Origin of the sequence: Microvirgula sp. AG722 (assembly GCF_003269145.1) — a bacterium.
Classification (GTDB): Bacteria; Pseudomonadota; Gammaproteobacteria; order Burkholderiales; family Aquaspirillaceae; genus Microvirgula; species Microvirgula aerodenitrificans.
On sequence record NZ_QLTJ01000002.1, the window covers coordinates 50,126 to 65,434 of the forward strand.

Genomic DNA, 15,309 nt, shown 5'->3' on the forward strand with positions numbered 1-15,309 from the left:
GTCTTTCCGTTGGAACCCATTGCCGTCATCGACTTCGAAACCACCGGTATCTCTCCCGGCCAGCAGGGACGCGCGACCGAAATCGCCGCCGTGCTGGTCGAAGATGGCCACATCGTTGCCCGCTACCAGAGCCTGATGAACGCCGGCGTCAGCGTGCCGCCGTTTATCGAGGCGCTGACCGGCATCTCCACCCGCATGCTGCGCGAAGCACCGCCGGCGGCGCAGGTGATGCGCGAGGTCGCCGCCTTCGTCGGCGACACGCCGCTGGTTGCCCACAATGCCGCCTTCGACCAGAAATTCTGGGATGCCGAACTGGCACGCATCGGCCTGGCCCGCCGGCAGGCATTCGCCTGTTCGATGCTGCTGTCGCGCCGGCTGCTGCCGGACGCGCCGAACCACAAGCTCGGCAACCTGACCGCCTGGGCGCAACTGCCCGTCACCGGACAGGCGCACCGGGCACTGGCCGATGCGGAAATGGCAGCCAATCTGACCACCTATCTGCTTGACCAGTTGCAGACCCGCCATCGCGTCGCGGCACCGACCCATTCGCTGCTGTGCGCGCTGCAGCGCGTGCCAAAGGCCCGGGTCGGCGAATTCCTGCGCCAGCAACCGGGAAAGTCCGCACCATGCCGGTCACGCTGAACGAACTCGAAGTCGAATTCAGCGCCATCCGTGCGCAGGGCGCCGGCGGCCAGAATGTGAACAAGGTGTCGAGCGCGGTCCACCTGCGCTTCGATATCCGCGCGTCTTCACTGCCGGATGCGGTCAAGGAAGCACTGCTGGCCCTGCACGACCAGCGCATCGCCAAGGATGGCGTGATCGTCATCAAGGGGCAGCGCTATCGCAGCCAGGACAAGAATCGCGCCGATGCACTGGAGCGCCTGCGCCAGCTGATCGCCAGCGTGTGCGTGCCGGTCAAGGCGCGCAAGGCGACCCGACCGACCCATGGTTCGGTGAAACGACGGCTGGAATCGAAAGGCAAGCGCGCAGAGGTGAAGCGTCTGCGGGGAAAACCCGCCGAATAGTTGCATCAGGGCCAAAGGAAAAACCCTTTCTGTTTCATTCCCTTATCCGCTTTGCCGGCCATGGCAGCCAGATTTCTTGTGACAGGGGGCTTGCGCAGTACGAATCACTATGGCAAAGTTGCGTCCTCTTCAGCGCAGTCCGCCGATTGTCGCCGAAGAAACGGGGGGTATAGCTCAGCTGGGAGAGCGCTTGCATGGCATGCAAGAGGTCAGCGGTTCGATCCCGCTTACCTCCACCAGGATCAGAGAAAACGGCAGCGGAAACGCTGCCGTTTTTTCGTTCGTCGCCGCACCGCCGACAACATCTTTTGCTCCGGATACTAGCACTTGGGTCCAGATACCATGCGCCGTTAACTGGCATCCCCGTGAGAGCCTGGAGCAAATCGTGAAAATAGCGCACAAGCTCGTTATTCTGAGTCTATCCATTATTGCCGTTTTCGCCATTCAGATATCGGTCTCCCTGTATTTGATGTCCCGGGCGAGAATCAGCGTGGAAAACATTACCGGTAATGTGATCCCGACCCTGTCCCGGGTACCGGCAATCCAGATGGAATTTTCCGAGGCGCGCCGCAGTCTGGTTTTATATGCCGCCTCCGATCCGGCTGCACGAGCGGATCTGCGCCAGCAATTCATCAACAAGCGCAGTGAAATCGACACCGCGCTTGCCGGCTATGAAGAAGCCCTCAAACTGGATCCGGCTGAAATTCTGGACGAAGACCAGCGCCTGTTTCAGGAGCTGAAAACCAGACTGGGTCTCTGGCTCGATTCGACCGGAAAACTGCTGGACAGCAGCGATGAAACCCGGCTTCATGCCTACCTTGCCGGCGCCAGCCGCCCGTCGCAGGCAGCCAGCAATGTGTATCAGGCCATTGATGCCCTGACTGAATTCAACAATGGGGAAGCGCGACGCCAGAATGCCCTGACGGAGAACACCCTGTCGCTGATGACAACCGGCACCCTGGTCATCAGCCTCGGCAGTGGTCTGTTGCTGACCCTGGCCTGCGTTCTGCTGTCACGCAGCATTGTCCGCCCCCTGCTCCGGCTGCAGCGTGACAGCGTCCATGTCAGTGACCACTACGATTTCACCCATCGCTTCGAGGGCGAACGGCGGGATGAAACCGGCAAGACGGCACTGGCACTGAATGATCTGCTGGCCAGTCTCCAGCACAGCCTGGGCCGGCTGGTCATGATCGGCAACCGCGTCGGCCATGGCTCGGAGACACTCGACAGCCGCGCCTGCGCGCTGTCGGCAACATCGGACCGGGTGACCCGCTCCACGGTGGAGATGGCGGCAGCGATCGAGCAGATGACGGTGAGCATTGCCCATGTCGCCGAGCAGTCCGGCGACGCGCTGCGCGCGGCGCAGACATCAAGGGAGCTGGCCGAGAGTGGCAGCACGGCCATTGCCGACACCATAAACAAAGTCCACTGCATTGCCGACCAGGCGGCCCGCAGCTCGACCCAGGTGGCGACCCTGTCCGCGCAGCTGTCCGATGTCAGCGCCATCGTCACCATCATCAAGGACATCGCCGACCAGACCAATCTGCTGGCGCTGAATGCGGCGATTGAAGCCGCCCGTGCCGGCGAGCGGGGACGGGGGTTTGCCGTCGTGGCGGACGAGATCAGGAAACTGGCCGAACGGACAGCAGAATCGACCCAGCAGATTTCGGCCACCATCACCCATGTCCAGGGCGAGGCGGTCGAGACGGTGGAGGCCATTCAGCGCACGGAGGAAGAAGTCATCGCCGGAGTGGCTCACGCCCGGTCGGCCGATGAAGCGATCGGAAAGATCCTGGCTGGCGCCAGCACGGTGGTCGACCGGATCAGCGAGATTTCCGAAGCGATGCGCGAACAGCACATTGCCAGCAACGGCATCGCCATCGAAGTCGAAAGAATCGCCAGTCTGGCGGAGGAAAGCCACGCCGGCGCCATGGAAACGGCCAATGTCAGCACCAGCCTGAACCAGGATGGCACTGCACTGCTGGCCATCGTCGCCCAGTACCGGGTGTGACCGGCGGGCGGCGGGACTACTCGCCGCTCCCGCCCTTTTTCATGCTCTTGCCGGCCTCGGCGCGTGCGCGACGCACCGCCTTCGGGTCGGCAATCAGCGGGCGATAGATCTCGACCCGGTCATGTTCGCGCAGCACGGTCTCTTCGCTGATCGCTCTGGAGAAGATGCCAAGCGCCATCTGCGCCGGGTCGATATCGTCGAACTGCCCGAGGATGCCGGACTGGCGCACCGCCTGCCCGGCCGTGGTGCCGGCGGCGACCTTCAGCCGGATGATCATCTGCCGCTCCGGCCGCGCATAGGCGACCTCGACGTCGAAGGATTCAGTCGTCGCCATACAGCTTGTCCGCTTCCCGGATAAAGGCGTCGACCAGCGACGTCATGATGCGGCTGAACACCGGCCCGATCACCTTCTCCAGCAGCTTGCTGGAAAAATCATAGCTGAGTTCGAACACGATCTTGCAGCCGATATCGCCCAGCGGCTGGAAGCGCCAGCCCCCCGACAGGTGCTTGAACGGGCCATCGACCAGATCCATGTCGATGCGCTCGTTGTCGACCAGCCGGTTGCGGGTGGTGAAATGCTGCCGGATGCGCAGATAGTCGATATGCAGGCTGGCCACCATCTCGCCATTGCCGGACTCGACGACCTCGGCATGCGAGCACCAGGGCAGGAATTTCGGATAGCGTGGCACGTCGTTGACCAGATTGAACATTTGGGCCGGAGAGTGCGCCACCAGGACGGTTTTTTCGATGACGGGCATGTAAGAGGAAGAAGGGGCCGGTGTGGACAGTCGCGCATTATAAACCGGCCGGCACGCCCCGCGCGGACCAGGATCAAGCTGTTGAATCAAGGCGGATTTCGGCCCGGGGCCGGATTTTGCTACAATAGCCGGCTTCACGGAGCCCGCTATGAGCATCATCGAAAACAGAAAGGCGTTGCACGACTACTTCATCGAAGAACGCTTCGAGGCCGGCCTCGTGCTTGAGGGATGGGAAGTCAAGTCGATCCGCGCCGGTCGCGCGCAGATCAAGGAAGGCTATGTCGTACTGATCAACGGCGCATTCTGGCTGATCGGCGCGCACATCTCCGCCCTGCCTACCGCCAGTACCCACATCACTCCCGACCCGGTACGCCGCCGCAAGCTGCTGCTGTCCCGCCGCGAGACCGACAAGCTGATCGGCAAGGTCGAACGCGCCGGCTACACCATTGCGCCGCTGAACCTGCACTACAAGCAGGGCTGGATCAAGCTGGAAATCGGCCTGGCCAAGGGCAAGAAGCAGCACGACAAGCGCGAGAGCACCAAGGAACGGGAAGCGGAACGCGAGAAGCAGCGCTATATGAAAGAAAACCGCAAGTGACGCGCCCCGTGCCGCGCCACTGCCCACAATCCGAATATTCCGGCCGCGCCGTGCGCGGCCTTTGCCATTAAGACAGCCAGGGAACGCCATGGACAAGATCCTCATCCTCGACTTCGGCTCGCAAGTCGCCCAACTGATCGCCCGCCGCGTGCGCGAAGCCCACGTCTACTGCGAACTGCACCCGTACGACATGCCGATCGCCGACATCCGCGCGTTCGCGCCGAAGGCCATCATCCTGTCCGGCGGCCCGAACTCGGTGTACGAATCCGAATACCTCGCCGATCCGGCGCTGTTCGATCTCGGCGTGCCGGTGCTCGGCATCTGCTACGGCATGCAGTGGATGGCCCAGTCGCTGGGCGGCAAGGTCGACGCCGGCCACATGCGTGAATTCGGCTACGCCGAAATCCGCGCCCGCGGCCACTCCAAACTGCTGGAAGGCCTGCAGGACCGCGCCAACGACGCCGGCCACGGCCTGCTCGACGTGTGGATGAGCCATGGCGACAAGGTCGTCGCGCTGCCGGACGGCTTCAAGGTCATCGCCGAAACCCCGTCCTGCCCGATCGCCGGCATGGCCGACGAGGCCCGCCACTTCTACGGCGTGCAGTTCCACCCGGAAGTCACCCACACCCGGCGCGGCACCGAGATGATCCACCGCTTCGTGCTGCACATTGCCGGCGCGCAACCGTCGTGGACCATGCCGAACTACATCGACGAAGCGGTGAAGAAGATCCGCGCCCAGGTCGGCAGCGAGGAAGTCATCCTCGGCCTGTCCGGCGGCGTCGACAGCTCGGTGGCCGCCGCGCTGATCCACCGCGCCATCGGCGACCAGCTGACCTGCGTGTTCGTCGACCATGGCCTGCTGCGCCTGAACGAAGGCCAGATGGTGATGGACATGTTCGCGAAGAACCTCGGCGTGAAGGTGATCCAGGTCGACGCCAGCACCGCCTTCATGGGCAAGCTCGCCGGCGAAACCGACCCGGAGAAGAAGCGCAAGATCATCGGCGCCGAATTCGTCGAAGTGTTCCAGGACGAGTCGAAGAAGCTGACCAACGCCCGCTGGCTCGCCCAGGGCACCATCTACCCGGACGTGATCGAATCGGCCGGCGCCAAGACCAAGAAGGCGCACACCATCAAGAGCCACCACAACGTCGGTGGCCTGCCGGAAACGCTGAACCTCAAGCTGCTGGAACCGCTGCGCGAACTGTTCAAGGACGAAGTCCGCCAACTCGGCATCGAGCTTGGCCTGCCGCACGACATGGTCTACCGCCACCCGTTCCCGGGCCCGGGCCTTGGCGTGCGCATCCTCGGTGAAGTCAAAATGGAATTCGCCGACCTGCTGCGCCGCGCTGACGCGATCTTTATCGAAGAACTGCGCAACACCATCGACCCGGCCAGCGGCAAGACCTGGTATGACCTGACCAGCCAGGCCTTTGCCGTGTTCCTGCCGGTCAAGTCGGTCGGCGTGATGGGCGACGGCCGCACCTACGACTACGTGGTCGCCCTGCGCGCCGTGGTCACCAGCGACTTCATGACCGCCCACTGGGCCGAACTGCCGTACAGCCTGCTCGGCCGGGTGTCGAACCGCATCATCAATGAGGTGCGCGGCATCAACCGGGTGGTGTATGACGTGAGCGGCAAGCCGCCGGCGACGATTGAGTGGGAATGATCCGGCGATAGTTTTCAGCCTTTGGCCACTATCGTGAACAACGATGAAACCCCTGAATTTTCAGGGGTTTCTTTGTTTCTACGGTCGACCGCTATTGATGGAGGTCGGCTCATGCCGCCACTGCCACCTCCGCAAGCCGATTGCACCTGCAAATCCTTTGCCACCACCCGGCAGGCACCGTGCCGAAGACGATAATCACCTCAGCCCCCCGCCCGAGCCCCCTGACGCAGCAGATCAACATTCTGGTCGATGCGGCTCTGGATCATGTGCAGGGTGTCGTGGGTGATGAGCTGCGGATACTGCTTGTCGGCGATGACGGCAAACTGGCTGGCCACGTCGCAGATGCGGTCAACGATGCGGCCGGCTGTCTCCTCGGAAACCTCGGCCTCCTCGGCCAGTCGGAGCATCGCGGTGCGATCAATCTCCAGTGCCTCCCCCATCACGTCCATCTGGTGATACCCGCCGGGCCCCTCGCAGAAGGTCACGTCGTAAGCCGGCGCCAGCTTCCACTCGCCAGTTGGCGACATAAGGTAGGCGAAGTTCTTGGGGTGGTCGTCCCGGTTGTTGAACGCCACATTGAAGACGGCACGCTCGAAGGCGAATGCCTTCTCTCGCACGTCGTTGGTGCACATCTGGGTCGCGCGCAAGAAGTTGACGTAGTCCAGGACCCCGGGGCTCTTGTAGTCGCCCCCGGTAAAAGCGGCGAGGCTTTGCATGGGAATGCGCTGACCGTCCTGACGATCAAAGCGTTTGCTGGCGAACGCCGCCAGCCCATCGGGCAGACTGAAATACTGCGTGTCCGGGGTCTGGATACCGCACATGCGCAAACACGCGGCATAGACCATTTCGATAGTGCACACTTCTGCATGCTCGTCTTTGGCCGGGAACTTGACCAGCCAGGCTTCGAAGCCCGGCGTCACGGCAGTGGTAAATGCACCGGTTTGAGGATCGCGATAAACCAGCGCCTTTGGTCTGGCACCTTGGGGCGAGCCCCCTACCAGCAGCAGTCTCTGCAGGAATTCTCCACCGTCGCCACGGAGCACTTCCTGCACTTCGGCGGCAAGCCGATCGAGCGAGAGATGCACTCGGGATCCCTGGCCCTCGGGCACCACTGGCTCGAACGATATGGCGCCCATCGCATTGCTGCCAATGTATGCCAGTCGCTCCAGGGGGCCGATACGCGCAGTGGCAAGACCACGGCGCCGGAACAAACGGTCCATCAACAACATGCCCCAGCCGTCAGGCAACGCGTCATAGACGGGTCCTGGCAATCCCAACTGGTGGGACGGGAAACCCCGGCGCAGCGGGGGCCCCGCCAGCGGCAGGGTGTAGGACGACAGCTCCAGGCCTTTTTGCCTGGCCTCATTGCTGTACTCAAACACGATCTGGGGGCGACCGGTCAGGGCGGTGGTGGAGATCAGCGTGCCCCATAGCCATCGCTCACCCCAGCCCTCGTAGTACACGTTTACTTGCTCAAGCATTGCCGGACTTCCTCCTGGCACGGTGACGACTGGCGCTGTTTTCGTAGCGCCGAATGTCTTCGAGGCTGTCCAGTTTTGGCAGGAACAGGTCTTCGAGCTCCCGGGCCCGGCCAAGGACCATTGCCACGCGGACCACGTTCTCGAACCCGACATTGCGCCCGGCCTCGAGGTTGGACACGGTATTGGCGCCGATGCCGGCGCGACCGGCCACGTCGGCTTGCGTCATCTGCAGCGCCAGACGCTCCGTGCGCAGACGCTCGCAAAGCCGTTTGACGACCTCATCCGGCTTGCTGAAGCTTAAATCCAGCATGGCGTGCATTCCTGTCGAGTCCTGCTTGTTGGCATCCGAAATTGCAGAATCAGCCAAAGCACCGATCAAGCATAATAATTCCTGTATTTTGTGTCTTATATTAAATAATAGTACTTTAGCCACAATATACTGGATTTAATTTTACCATGATCTGCGATCGTACCGGCTTTCCCGGTCACGCCGGTCAAGACACGAAAGCGATCAGGACTGCCGACAAGTAAAGGCCCAGTCCGAAGACAGTGTGCGTCATCACGCTGCGCAGGCAGTTCCTGCCGGGCGCCGGGGTTCTGGAAGACGCGAATCCCGCCCCCATGGCTGGCTGTATCAGGAACAGCGGTACAACCACGGTCGCGGCACCCACGATGATGGCGGGCGCCGGGGTCGGCGCCTGCAGCCAGGCCAGGCCCTGAATGCAGGCCAGGAGAACGGCGAAGGCAATGCCGGTGGCGTAGTGCACGATCCAGCCCAGCGCTGCTTCCCTGTGCACCGGACGGGCCTGGCCGATGCGGGTGTGTGAAAACCGGCCATGGCACAGGTGTCCCACCCAGCGCCCGACCAGGGCGAAGTTGAGCGTGGGAACGCCAAGCGCCCTCATGAGCATCAGCCAGAGATCCATGATGACCGTGGCGCCAATGCCCATCAGGACAACCCGTGTTGCCGCTTCCAGTAATGCCATGCCCGCCTCCCCTTTATTGACTGCCCGGATTGACGGATGGATGATAGAAGTTGAAGTCAACTTCAAGTCAATGGGTCGATGCATGGATATCGCGGAAGTCGCCAGGCGAACGGGGGTTCCTGCTCACACGCTGCGTTTTTATGAGAAAAAGGGGCTGATCTCGTCGGTCAGCCCGCGTGGAGTGCGCCGCCAGTTTGCACCGTCCGTGCTCGATCAGCTGGCCCTGATCGCGCTGGGTCAGGCCGGTGGTCTTTCGCTGGATGAAATACGCACCATGCTTTCCCCGAGTGGAGAGGCGCGCGTCGACAGGGCGATGCTGGTGGCCAGGGCTGATGAGATCGATGCGACGATCAAGCAGCTTCAGGCCATGAGCCGCGGATTGCGGCATGCGGCCGCATGTCCCGCCGCCAGTCATGCCGCGTGTCCGACCTTTCAGCGCCTGCTCAAGGCTGCGGCTGCCGGTGCCCTGAAACAGCAGCGCACCTGCCCGCACGGTTGAAGGATGGCTGACTGCCTGCACGACGGAGCGCCTCGAACGGGTGAGCGGCACGGCTTTGCCCTTGACCGCCGATACCCTTAAGATTGCAGAAGAACCACACTTCACCGGGGTTATCGTCATGCGCCATTGATGCCGCCGTCTTCATGACGGCCAGTCTCCACCTACCCCCACAAGCAGGGGGAGTACCTGGCATCCCTGGAGTGACACATGACGAGTCCCGGTCTCACGCTGGAAGGCGTATCCCATGTTCTGCCGGACGGCAGAACGCTTTTCACCGGCCTCAACGAACAGTTTGATCTGCGCCGCACCGGTCTGGTCGGGCGCAATGGCATCGGCAAGACCGTGCTGGCACGCATGCTGGCCGGACAGGTTCCGCCGACGACCGGGCGTTGCATGCGCTCTGGCAGCGTGTATTACCTGGCACAGCAGGTATCGCTTCCGGCAATCCCGACCGTTGCCGGTCTGGCCGGTGTGCAGGCCACGCTCGATGCGCTGGAACGCATCGAGGCGGGCAGTACGGCGCCCGGGGATTTCGATGCCGTGGGCGACCGCTGGGATATGCACCAGCGATTGCAGCACGAGCTGGAGCACCATGGTCTGGGCTATCTCGATGCGGCGACGCCAGCCTGCACGCTCAGCGGCGGCGAAGCCATGCGCGTGTCGCTGATCGGTGCCTGGTTGTCGGATGCCGATTTCCTGATTCTGGACGAGCCCAGCAACCACCTCGACCGGCCGGGCCGCCAGGCACTGATTGCGCAGCTGCAGTGCTGGTCGCGCGGACTGCTGGTCGTCAGCCACGACCGCCAGTTGCTGGAGACGATGGCGCGCATCGTGGAGCTGTCTTCGCTGGGACTGCGCAGCTACGGTGGCAATTACTCCTTTTACGCCCAGTGCAAGGTGCAGGAGCGGCAGAACGCCGTCCGGCAGCTTGAGCAGCGCAAGCACGAACGCCAGCGCGAAGAACAGTCCCTGCGCGAGCAGCACGAGCGCCAGCAGCAGCGGCAGGCGCGCGGCAACCGGCACGGGCACGAAGCCAATCAGGCCAGGATTCTGCTCGACCGTCAGAAAGCGCGCAGCGAAACTTCGGCGGGCAAGCTGCACCAGCAGCATGCCGCGGCCCGTGAACAACTGGCCCGGCGCGTGCACGAGGCCGCCCGGCAGGTCGAGGACGACATGGCCATCGTGCTGCACGCGCTGCCGGTCGCCCCGTCTTCACAGCGACGTGTCGCCGAGCTCGATGCGGTGGTGCTGCCCTTCGTGCCGGCAGCCACGCGCCATGTCAGCCTGACGTTGGGCGGACAGCAGCGTGTGGGGCTGGTCGGGCCCAACGGCTGCGGCAAGTCGACCTTGCTCAAAGTCCTCGCCGGCCAGCTCCAGCCTCTGGCCGGGACATGCAGAACGCCGGTTAAGGGCATCCATCTGGATCAGCGGCTGGCCAGCCTGGCACCGCAGCGCTCCGTGCTGGAACAGATGCGTGACGCCAATCGCACGGCCACGGAAAGCGCGCTGCGCATGCGCCTGGCCCAGCTCGGGCTGGATGCCCGGAAAATCGTCGTGCCCAGCGATTCACTCAGCGGTGGCGAGCGCCTGAAAGCGGCGCTGGCATGCGTGCTCTATGCCGACCCGCCAGCGCAGTTGCTGTTGCTGGATGAACCCGGCAACCATCTGGATCTGCCTTCGCTGCAGGCGCTGGAGACCATGCTGCGCAGCTATCAGGGCGCGCTGGTCGTGGTCTCGCACGACGATGCCTTCATGGACAGGCTGGGTTTGACGCATCGCCTGGTGGCGACCGGACAGGGATGGCGACTGGAGCCGTGGTGAGGAACACGGCAGTCAGAAACGACACTCGAAAGTTGTCATCTGACACCCCCGTAAAACCCTCCTGATGCTGGAGATCACTGATGGCCCGTTCGTCTCATCCGGGCGGGGTGCTGTGGTGGTGTGAGATATCCCGACAGAGAAGTCAGAGATAATTGGGACTTGCCGGGACGATATGGGAAGAGTCTGGACGACAGAACTGAAAAACTGTTGCAACAGATGAAAGTCAGAACGGGCCAGATTGTGGCCCGTTCGTTCAGGTGAACATGTCGCCTTGGCGGCGTGCCGTCTCTTCCTGGCGGACGGTCTTCACGATCTTGTAAATCCACTGCAGCGAGACACCGTACTTGCGTGCCAGGTCGCTATGGTTGGTGCCGTTGAACGCATCGTAAATCTGCTGGTCACGCTGGGACAGCTTGTAGGACAGCCCCATCGGGAAATAGATGTTCTGGCCACCCCAGTGTGCGGCCATGCGGTCCGCGATCTCCCGGCCAGCCTGCTCGGCCCTGGCGGGCTCAATGCCCAGCAGCTCGGTCAGCGCTACCGCAGTATGTTGAGCGAGGTCGACCAATAGTTCCGGCCCCTTGCTCTTGAAGTCCGCCCCCCCTTTCATACGTCCTCCCTGACAAAGTGTCCTATGACGGCCTTGAATTCGATCTCGGTCATATCGCCCACGCTGGCCCTGCGTCCAAGCACCTGATTGGCTGCATCACGCAGTTGGTCTTCCTGTGCGGCCATCTGCTCAATGCTGGAGGGGGAAGCCAGGTGCATAGCCTTTGCCAACCTGGCACGGCGGTCCCAGATCACACGCTCGCGCCACTCTTTCAGATGCTCAATAACCTGGCTGGCCTGTTCGGCCGATAGCCACTTCAACATGTCGACCCTGGTCATGCGGGCGACGAAGGTACGCAGGGCCAATTCCGACGGATTGCGTACTACGCCCATACTCGCCAGCTCCAGCCACAAGCCGCGAATCATTTTCGACTGTGGGTCATCGGCCAGGCTCAAGCCGCTGTTCTTGGAACGCACCTTGAAGCCGCTACGCTTCATGTATTCCAAAACCTTCTCCAGTTCTGGAACGGTCAAATTTGCAGCTGACGCCTTCTTTCCAATCCGCAGCAGGATGGCGCGATAGCTGCCGTCATCCAGGCCGAGATCGCGCTTGGCCACGTGGACCAGGCGGATCAGCCGTTGGCGTTCTTGATTCATTTGCGGTGCATTCATCGTTGGCTGCTCATCAGTACCCGGCGACCCTGCCGGGCAGACCACGCACATGTGTCCATGCGCGCGGTTTCGCTTTACGCGGCGGCGTCCTTCAGTGCCTTGGCCGGCGCAAATCGGGGAACGCGCCTGGCTGCAATCTGGATGGTTTCCCCGGTTTTCGGGTTACGTCCGGTTTTGGCTGCGCGTTGGGATGTGCCGAATTTTCCGAGGTCAGCGATAAGCAGTTCACCGCCGGTACGAACGGTGTCCTGCACCGTGCTGGTCAGCGCGTTAAGCACGGCTTCGGCCTGCTTGCTGGAAACGTCCGCCTGGGCGGCCAGGTGCTTGATCAGTTCCTGCTTGGTCATGGTCAGATCCTTACTGGTGAGAAATATTGTGAGTACAAAGCCGTGCTCAATCCGTTCGCACATTTGGCTCAGACACCCGTTACCACCTCGACCTCAAACGGCTGAACAATGAAGTCTTCAACCCCGGTCACAATGCTGATGCCGGCAATACCGGAAACCGCCGTCGGATCGGACAGCATGGCTTCCTTGTTCGGTTCGTCCTTGCTGCGGATAAAACGGTCGAGTCCCAATGCGCGCAGGGTGTCCATCACCTTGTCCACAGCACGAATGGAAACGCTGGGGGGGCGCTGACGCCAGGACACTTCCCCGGTGATGAGATTGGCCGTCTTCCTGCCATCGGCACACAGTTCCGCCCGATGGGCTTCGCACCAGGTATGAATACCGGCGGTCAGCGTCTCGACCTGAACCTTGAGTGCATTGATTTGCTCTTTGCGGGACGCGGTGGCCTCGGCGATCAGGTCGTTGATCTCCGTCTCGATGCGGGTCAGCTCTCGCTGTGCATCACCCAAGGCACGGATGGAGTCCATCGCCTGCTCTTTGCTTTGGCACACGAAGGCAGCCGCTTTGGTTTTCTGTTTTGCCACTGGAATCTCCTTAATCAGCTGGCGGTCTTGTTCAAGGTCTGTTTCACAAATGCCGGCATGGGCGCACGCCTGGCCTTGGACAACGGCGGCGAATCTCGCGCCAGGGCGTCGGCTGCAGGGATAAAGCCGCAGCCTTGGCGCCAGCCCTCTCCCTGCTGCCGTCGGTATTCGCGGGCCGTTTCGGCCTTTGCCTCAAACTGGTTGGTCTGGCTGGCGATCACCTCATACAGGTAGCCGTGCGTTTTCAGCGGAAGCTGCAACTTGCCGGCATCGCGTGCGGCCAACACCACCTCTATTGCGGTCACCCACACCACTTGTGGTGCCGACCAGTCACGACCGTTACGCTGAACTTGCGCACGCTCGATGTCGGGCAGCAGCTCATTCAGCAGGCTGGCAACACGCTCGAAGCTCAGTTCCCGCTTGAGCGGCCGGAACAGCGCCAGGTACTGGATCAAACGCTTGCCGAGGGGGGCCGGAGCGCGCAATGCCAGCATCACCGCTTCACGCGCGCCCTCACTGGCGATCAGCACATCCAGGCTGGACAGCGCGCCGCAGGCCGGACATTTCAGCTTCATGCCCCACCCGCCGTACCGTTCTCCAGCACGGCACGGATCTGCTCGGCATTACTGGCATTGATCTGCCGGGTGTCGATGCCCAGCACATAGTGCAGTCGCAGCAGTTCGATCACCGACGCAGGCATGTCGCGGCCGCTTTCATAACGACTCCCACCGGACTGGGTGACATGCACTTGCTGCCAGAACGTCTGCTGGGTGCGCCCGGACAGGCGGCGAAGTTCGCGAGGCTGGATACGGGTCATGACTTGCTCCGATGAGACATGGTTGATGGCAATACGCTGTGGACTTCATTCCACACGACTCGGCACTCATCGACGTGGATGCTGACCCAGGTGCCGACAGCACTCCGGCGGGTCGTGATGCAACTGGCCTGGCGGCGCAGCAACGGTCCGGCAGACGCATCAACCAGCAGCGTCAGATCAGGATCAGAGTCGACGGCGATGACCTGGACGCCCTGTTCGCGCAGGCGGCGCAGCACACGGTTCTGCAGCCCCAGGCGAGCCGTCGCAGCGGGGTTCAATACGCGGTTCGGCGTCATGTCATACCCCCTTGACCACGTCGGCCGTCACGCGCGGAAAGCCATACTCGGCAGCCTTGTTCATGCATGCGGTCAGCAAATTGCCGATGGCCAGCGGGTACAGCAGCGACACCGTCTCCGCGCCATGCTGCCTGGAGCTGGTCACCGTCAGCTTGGCGCGCAGCGCCTCAATACCACCGGCGTCAATGACATCGCCGGCCGGTTTCCCCATGCGCTCCAGCTTGAACTTCAGGTATTCGTCCAGTTGCTGCCCCTCCAGGGGCGTCAGCTCGACCATCTCGCACCGTTGCACCACTTCACGCACGTCCTGGGCGCGCTCATTGAGCTTGGCTTTCAGTTCCGGCTGACCGATGAGGATGATCGACAGCAGTTTTTTGAAGCCGGATTCCAGCTCAAAAAATCGCTTCAGATGCTTGATGGTCGGAATGGGCAGCGCATGGGCTTCGTCGATCACCAGGCAATGCCGGTAGCCAGCGGCGTGACTCTCGCGCAATGCCTTATGCAACTGGGCGAAACGCGCCTCCGGGCTCGACCTCGGCTTTTCCAGCGGCGCCACGGCAGCCATGATCGCCTCGGCGATATGCGTTGCTTTCAGGCTCTTGCCCTTCTGGTCGTTGTCCTCCATTGCCAGGACATACGGCCGGATGAGGGTAATCGGCTGGGCCTCGCGCAGAATGCGGTCTTCCAGGTCACGCAGCAGCGTGGTCTTGCCGGCGCCCGACTCGGCGACCACCGCCAGCAGTCCGCCATGCCTGGCCGTCTGCAGCATGGCCTCGCGAACGTAGCGAATGTCCGGGCTGATATACATGTCCTCGTTCGACTGGACCGCCTCGTCAGCAAACGGGTCGCGGAACAGGGCGAAATGTTTGCGGGTTGCTGGATACAAGGTCTGTTTGCGCAGTAGCATGGAGTCCTCCTGATTGATGTCTTCACGGGTTTTCGATGGGGAGACCGGGCGGGCTGCGTTGGCGCGCAGCTCGCTCACCTCGATAAAAGCGTCAGCCTGTTCGGCCGCAGTCGCGCCGTGGCTGTGCAGGAAAATGCAGGTGCTTTCCCGCAACGCTCGCTCATCCAGACTCCTCGGCCATTCGCCGTGGTTGACGATCTGGGCCACGGTGGCCGAACTGACATTGAGGTGTCGGGCCAGCTCGGACTGGGTACGGCCGAGCTGCTGCAGCAGGGATTTCAGTTTCAGCATG

At 62.3% G+C, this 15,309-nt stretch carries 20 protein-coding genes, 1 tRNA gene and 1 other RNA gene; 8 read left to right on the forward strand and 14 right to left on the reverse strand.

Annotated elements, in window-relative coordinates; all coding sequences use genetic code 11:
• The first annotated feature begins 9 nt into the window (after window positions 1-9).
• The 4 genes from DFO50_RS03750 (at window position 10) to DFO50_RS19075 (ending at window position 3,036) form a co-directional block, all read left to right on the forward strand.
• Entirely contained in the window at window positions 10-642 is a 633-nt protein-coding gene (locus DFO50_RS03750; protein ID WP_107890336.1) for a PolC-type DNA polymerase III, read from the forward strand.
• Entirely contained in the window at window positions 627-1,025 is a 399-nt protein-coding gene (arfB, locus tag DFO50_RS03755) for an alternative ribosome rescue aminoacyl-tRNA hydrolase ArfB (RefSeq protein WP_028500046.1), read from the forward strand. Before DFO50_RS03750 ends, arfB begins: the two co-directional genes overlap by 16 nt.
• 163 nt (window positions 1,026-1,188) lie before the next feature.
• Window positions 1,189-1,264, forward strand: a tRNA-Ala gene (locus DFO50_RS03760).
• Entirely contained in the window at window positions 1,225-3,036 is a 1,812-nt protein-coding gene (locus DFO50_RS19075; RefSeq protein ID WP_233495193.1) for a methyl-accepting chemotaxis protein, read from the forward strand. Before DFO50_RS03760 ends, DFO50_RS19075 begins: the two co-directional genes overlap by 40 nt.
• 16 nt (window positions 3,037-3,052) lie before the next feature.
• Here DFO50_RS19075 and DFO50_RS03770 read toward each other — a convergent pair whose 3' ends face one another.
• Window positions 3,053-3,370 carry an RnfH family protein gene (locus tag DFO50_RS03770; protein ID WP_112692049.1) on the reverse strand — a complete coding sequence of 106 codons (318 nt, stop codon included), beginning with the start codon at window positions 3,368-3,370 and terminating at the stop codon, window positions 3,053-3,055.
• A complete protein-coding gene (locus DFO50_RS03775) occupies window positions 3,357-3,794 on the reverse strand; it encodes a type II toxin-antitoxin system RatA family toxin (RefSeq protein WP_028500043.1) in 438 nt (145 codons plus the stop codon). The genes DFO50_RS03770 and DFO50_RS03775 overlap by 14 nt, the downstream gene beginning before the upstream one ends.
• A gap of 148 nt (window positions 3,795-3,942) precedes the next feature.
• On the opposite strand from DFO50_RS03775, the gene smpB reads away from it, so the two are divergent.
• Both smpB and guaA read left to right on the forward strand, forming a co-directional pair.
• Window positions 3,943-4,392 (forward strand): SsrA-binding protein SmpB, encoded by a 450-nt coding sequence (gene smpB, locus DFO50_RS03780; RefSeq protein ID WP_028500042.1) that lies wholly within the window; start codon window positions 3,943-3,945, stop codon window positions 4,390-4,392.
• 88 nt (window positions 4,393-4,480) lie between these two features.
• On the forward strand, window positions 4,481-6,058 hold the full coding sequence (gene guaA / locus DFO50_RS03785; protein ID WP_107889490.1) for a glutamine-hydrolyzing GMP synthase: 1,578 nt from the start codon (window positions 4,481-4,483) through the stop codon (window positions 6,056-6,058).
• A gap of 200 nt (window positions 6,059-6,258) precedes the next feature.
• On the opposite strand, the gene DFO50_RS03790 is transcribed toward guaA, so the two are convergent.
• The 3 genes from DFO50_RS03790 to DFO50_RS03800 all read right to left on the reverse strand — a co-directional run bounded on the left by DFO50_RS03790 (window position 6,259) and on the right by DFO50_RS03800 (window position 8,525).
• A complete protein-coding gene (locus DFO50_RS03790; RefSeq protein ID WP_112692050.1) occupies window positions 6,259-7,539 on the reverse strand; it encodes a type II toxin-antitoxin system HipA family toxin in 1,281 nt (426 codons plus the stop codon).
• The gene (locus DFO50_RS03795; RefSeq protein ID WP_199489737.1) at window positions 7,532-7,918 is read right to left on the reverse strand and encodes a helix-turn-helix transcriptional regulator; all 387 of its coding nucleotides are present in this window, start codon (window positions 7,916-7,918) and stop codon (window positions 7,532-7,534) included. Before DFO50_RS03795 ends, DFO50_RS03790 begins: the two co-directional genes overlap by 8 nt.
• Window positions 7,919-8,033: 115 nt before the next feature.
• Window positions 8,034-8,525 carry a DUF2938 domain-containing protein gene (locus DFO50_RS03800; RefSeq protein ID WP_028497834.1) on the reverse strand — a complete coding sequence of 164 codons (492 nt, stop codon included), beginning with the start codon at window positions 8,523-8,525 and terminating at the stop codon, window positions 8,034-8,036.
• A gap of 40 nt (window positions 8,526-8,565) precedes the next feature.
• Between DFO50_RS03800 and DFO50_RS03805 the strand changes: the two genes are divergently transcribed.
• Complete coding sequence (locus tag DFO50_RS03805) at window positions 8,566-9,024, forward strand: helix-turn-helix domain-containing protein (protein ID WP_199489738.1); 459 nt, start codon at window positions 8,566-8,568, stop codon at window positions 9,022-9,024.
• A gap of 207 nt (window positions 9,025-9,231) precedes the next feature.
• A complete protein-coding gene (locus DFO50_RS03810; RefSeq protein ID WP_112692051.1) occupies window positions 9,232-10,845 on the forward strand; it encodes an ABC-F family ATP-binding cassette domain-containing protein in 1,614 nt (537 codons plus the stop codon).
• Between the two features lie 253 nt (window positions 10,846-11,098).
• Here DFO50_RS03810 and DFO50_RS03815 read toward each other — a convergent pair whose 3' ends face one another.
• From DFO50_RS03815 to DFO50_RS03855, 9 genes are all read right to left on the reverse strand, one after another.
• Window positions 11,099-11,455: a Mor transcription activator family protein gene (locus DFO50_RS03815; protein ID WP_112692052.1), complete on the reverse strand. Its 357-nt coding sequence runs from the start codon at window positions 11,453-11,455 to the stop codon at window positions 11,099-11,101.
• On the reverse strand, window positions 11,452-12,051 hold the full coding sequence (locus DFO50_RS03820) for a gp16 family protein (RefSeq protein ID WP_112692053.1): 600 nt from the start codon (window positions 12,049-12,051) through the stop codon (window positions 11,452-11,454). The genes DFO50_RS03815 and DFO50_RS03820 overlap by 4 nt, the downstream gene beginning before the upstream one ends.
• A gap of 15 nt (window positions 12,052-12,066) precedes the next feature.
• Window positions 12,067-12,141: hammerhead ribozyme type II (locus tag DFO50_RS03825), an RNA gene on the reverse strand.
• Window positions 12,141-12,413, reverse strand: coding sequence for an HU family DNA-binding protein (locus tag DFO50_RS03830; protein WP_112692054.1), 273 nt, complete (start codon window positions 12,411-12,413; stop codon window positions 12,141-12,143). The genes DFO50_RS03825 and DFO50_RS03830 overlap by 1 nt, the downstream gene beginning before the upstream one ends.
• Window positions 12,414-12,481: 68 nt before the next feature.
• Window positions 12,482-12,997 (reverse strand): host-nuclease inhibitor Gam family protein, encoded by a 516-nt coding sequence (locus DFO50_RS03835; protein WP_233495180.1) that lies wholly within the window; start codon window positions 12,995-12,997, stop codon window positions 12,482-12,484.
• A 14-nt stretch (window positions 12,998-13,011) separates the two neighbouring features.
• Window positions 13,012-13,572, reverse strand: coding sequence for a hypothetical protein (locus DFO50_RS03840; RefSeq protein WP_112692055.1), 561 nt, complete (start codon window positions 13,570-13,572; stop codon window positions 13,012-13,014).
• A complete protein-coding gene (locus DFO50_RS03845; RefSeq protein ID WP_112692056.1) occupies window positions 13,569-13,814 on the reverse strand; it encodes a DNA-binding transcriptional regulator in 246 nt (81 codons plus the stop codon). The genes DFO50_RS03840 and DFO50_RS03845 overlap by 4 nt, the downstream gene beginning before the upstream one ends.
• A complete protein-coding gene (locus DFO50_RS18775; RefSeq protein WP_146745010.1) occupies window positions 13,811-14,110 on the reverse strand; it encodes a hypothetical protein in 300 nt (99 codons plus the stop codon). The genes DFO50_RS03845 and DFO50_RS18775 overlap by 4 nt, the downstream gene beginning before the upstream one ends.
• A 1-nt stretch (window position 14,111) precedes the next feature.
• Entirely contained in the window at window positions 14,112-15,308 is a 1,197-nt protein-coding gene (locus DFO50_RS03855) for an ExeA family protein (protein ID WP_112692058.1), read from the reverse strand.
• Window position 15,309: the final 1 nt, after the last annotated feature.

Coding starts and splice junctions, on each gene's coding strand:
- arfB (WP_028500046.1), top strand. CDS start 627: ATGCCGGTCACGCTGAACGAACTCGAAGTCGAATTCAGCGCCATCCGT.
- DFO50_RS19075 (WP_233495193.1), top strand. CDS start 1,225: ATGCAAGAGGTCAGCGGTTCGATCCCGCTTACCTCCACCAGGATCAGA.
- DFO50_RS03770 (WP_112692049.1), bottom strand. CDS start 3,370: ATGGCGACGACTGAATCCTTCGACGTCGAGGTCGCCTATGCGCGGCCG.
- DFO50_RS03775 (WP_028500043.1), bottom strand. CDS start 3,794: ATGCCCGTCATCGAAAAAACCGTCCTGGTGGCGCACTCTCCGGCCCAA.
- smpB (WP_028500042.1), top strand. CDS start 3,943: ATGAGCATCATCGAAAACAGAAAGGCGTTGCACGACTACTTCATCGAA.
- guaA (WP_107889490.1), top strand. CDS start 4,481: ATGGACAAGATCCTCATCCTCGACTTCGGCTCGCAAGTCGCCCAACTG.
- DFO50_RS03790 (WP_112692050.1), bottom strand. CDS start 7,539: ATGCTTGAGCAAGTAAACGTGTACTACGAGGGCTGGGGTGAGCGATGG.
- DFO50_RS03800 (WP_028497834.1), bottom strand. CDS start 8,525: ATGGCATTACTGGAAGCGGCAACACGGGTTGTCCTGATGGGCATTGGC.
- DFO50_RS03805 (WP_199489738.1), top strand. CDS start 8,566: ATGATAGAAGTTGAAGTCAACTTCAAGTCAATGGGTCGATGCATGGAT.
- DFO50_RS03810 (WP_112692051.1), top strand. CDS start 9,232: ATGACGAGTCCCGGTCTCACGCTGGAAGGCGTATCCCATGTTCTGCCG.
- DFO50_RS03815 (WP_112692052.1), bottom strand. CDS start 11,455: ATGAAAGGGGGGGCGGACTTCAAGAGCAAGGGGCCGGAACTATTGGTC.
- DFO50_RS03820 (WP_112692053.1), bottom strand. CDS start 12,051: ATGAATCAAGAACGCCAACGGCTGATCCGCCTGGTCCACGTGGCCAAG.
- DFO50_RS03830 (WP_112692054.1), bottom strand. CDS start 12,413: ATGACCAAGCAGGAACTGATCAAGCACCTGGCCGCCCAGGCGGACGTT.
- DFO50_RS03840 (WP_112692055.1), bottom strand. CDS start 13,572: ATGAAGCTGAAATGTCCGGCCTGCGGCGCGCTGTCCAGCCTGGATGTG.
- DFO50_RS03845 (WP_112692056.1), bottom strand. CDS start 13,814: ATGACCCGTATCCAGCCTCGCGAACTTCGCCGCCTGTCCGGGCGCACC.
- DFO50_RS18775 (WP_146745010.1), bottom strand. CDS start 14,110: ATGACGCCGAACCGCGTATTGAACCCCGCTGCGACGGCTCGCCTGGGG.
- DFO50_RS03855 (WP_112692058.1), bottom strand. CDS start 15,308: ATGCTGAAACTGAAATCCCTGCTGCAGCAGCTCGGCCGTACCCAGTCC.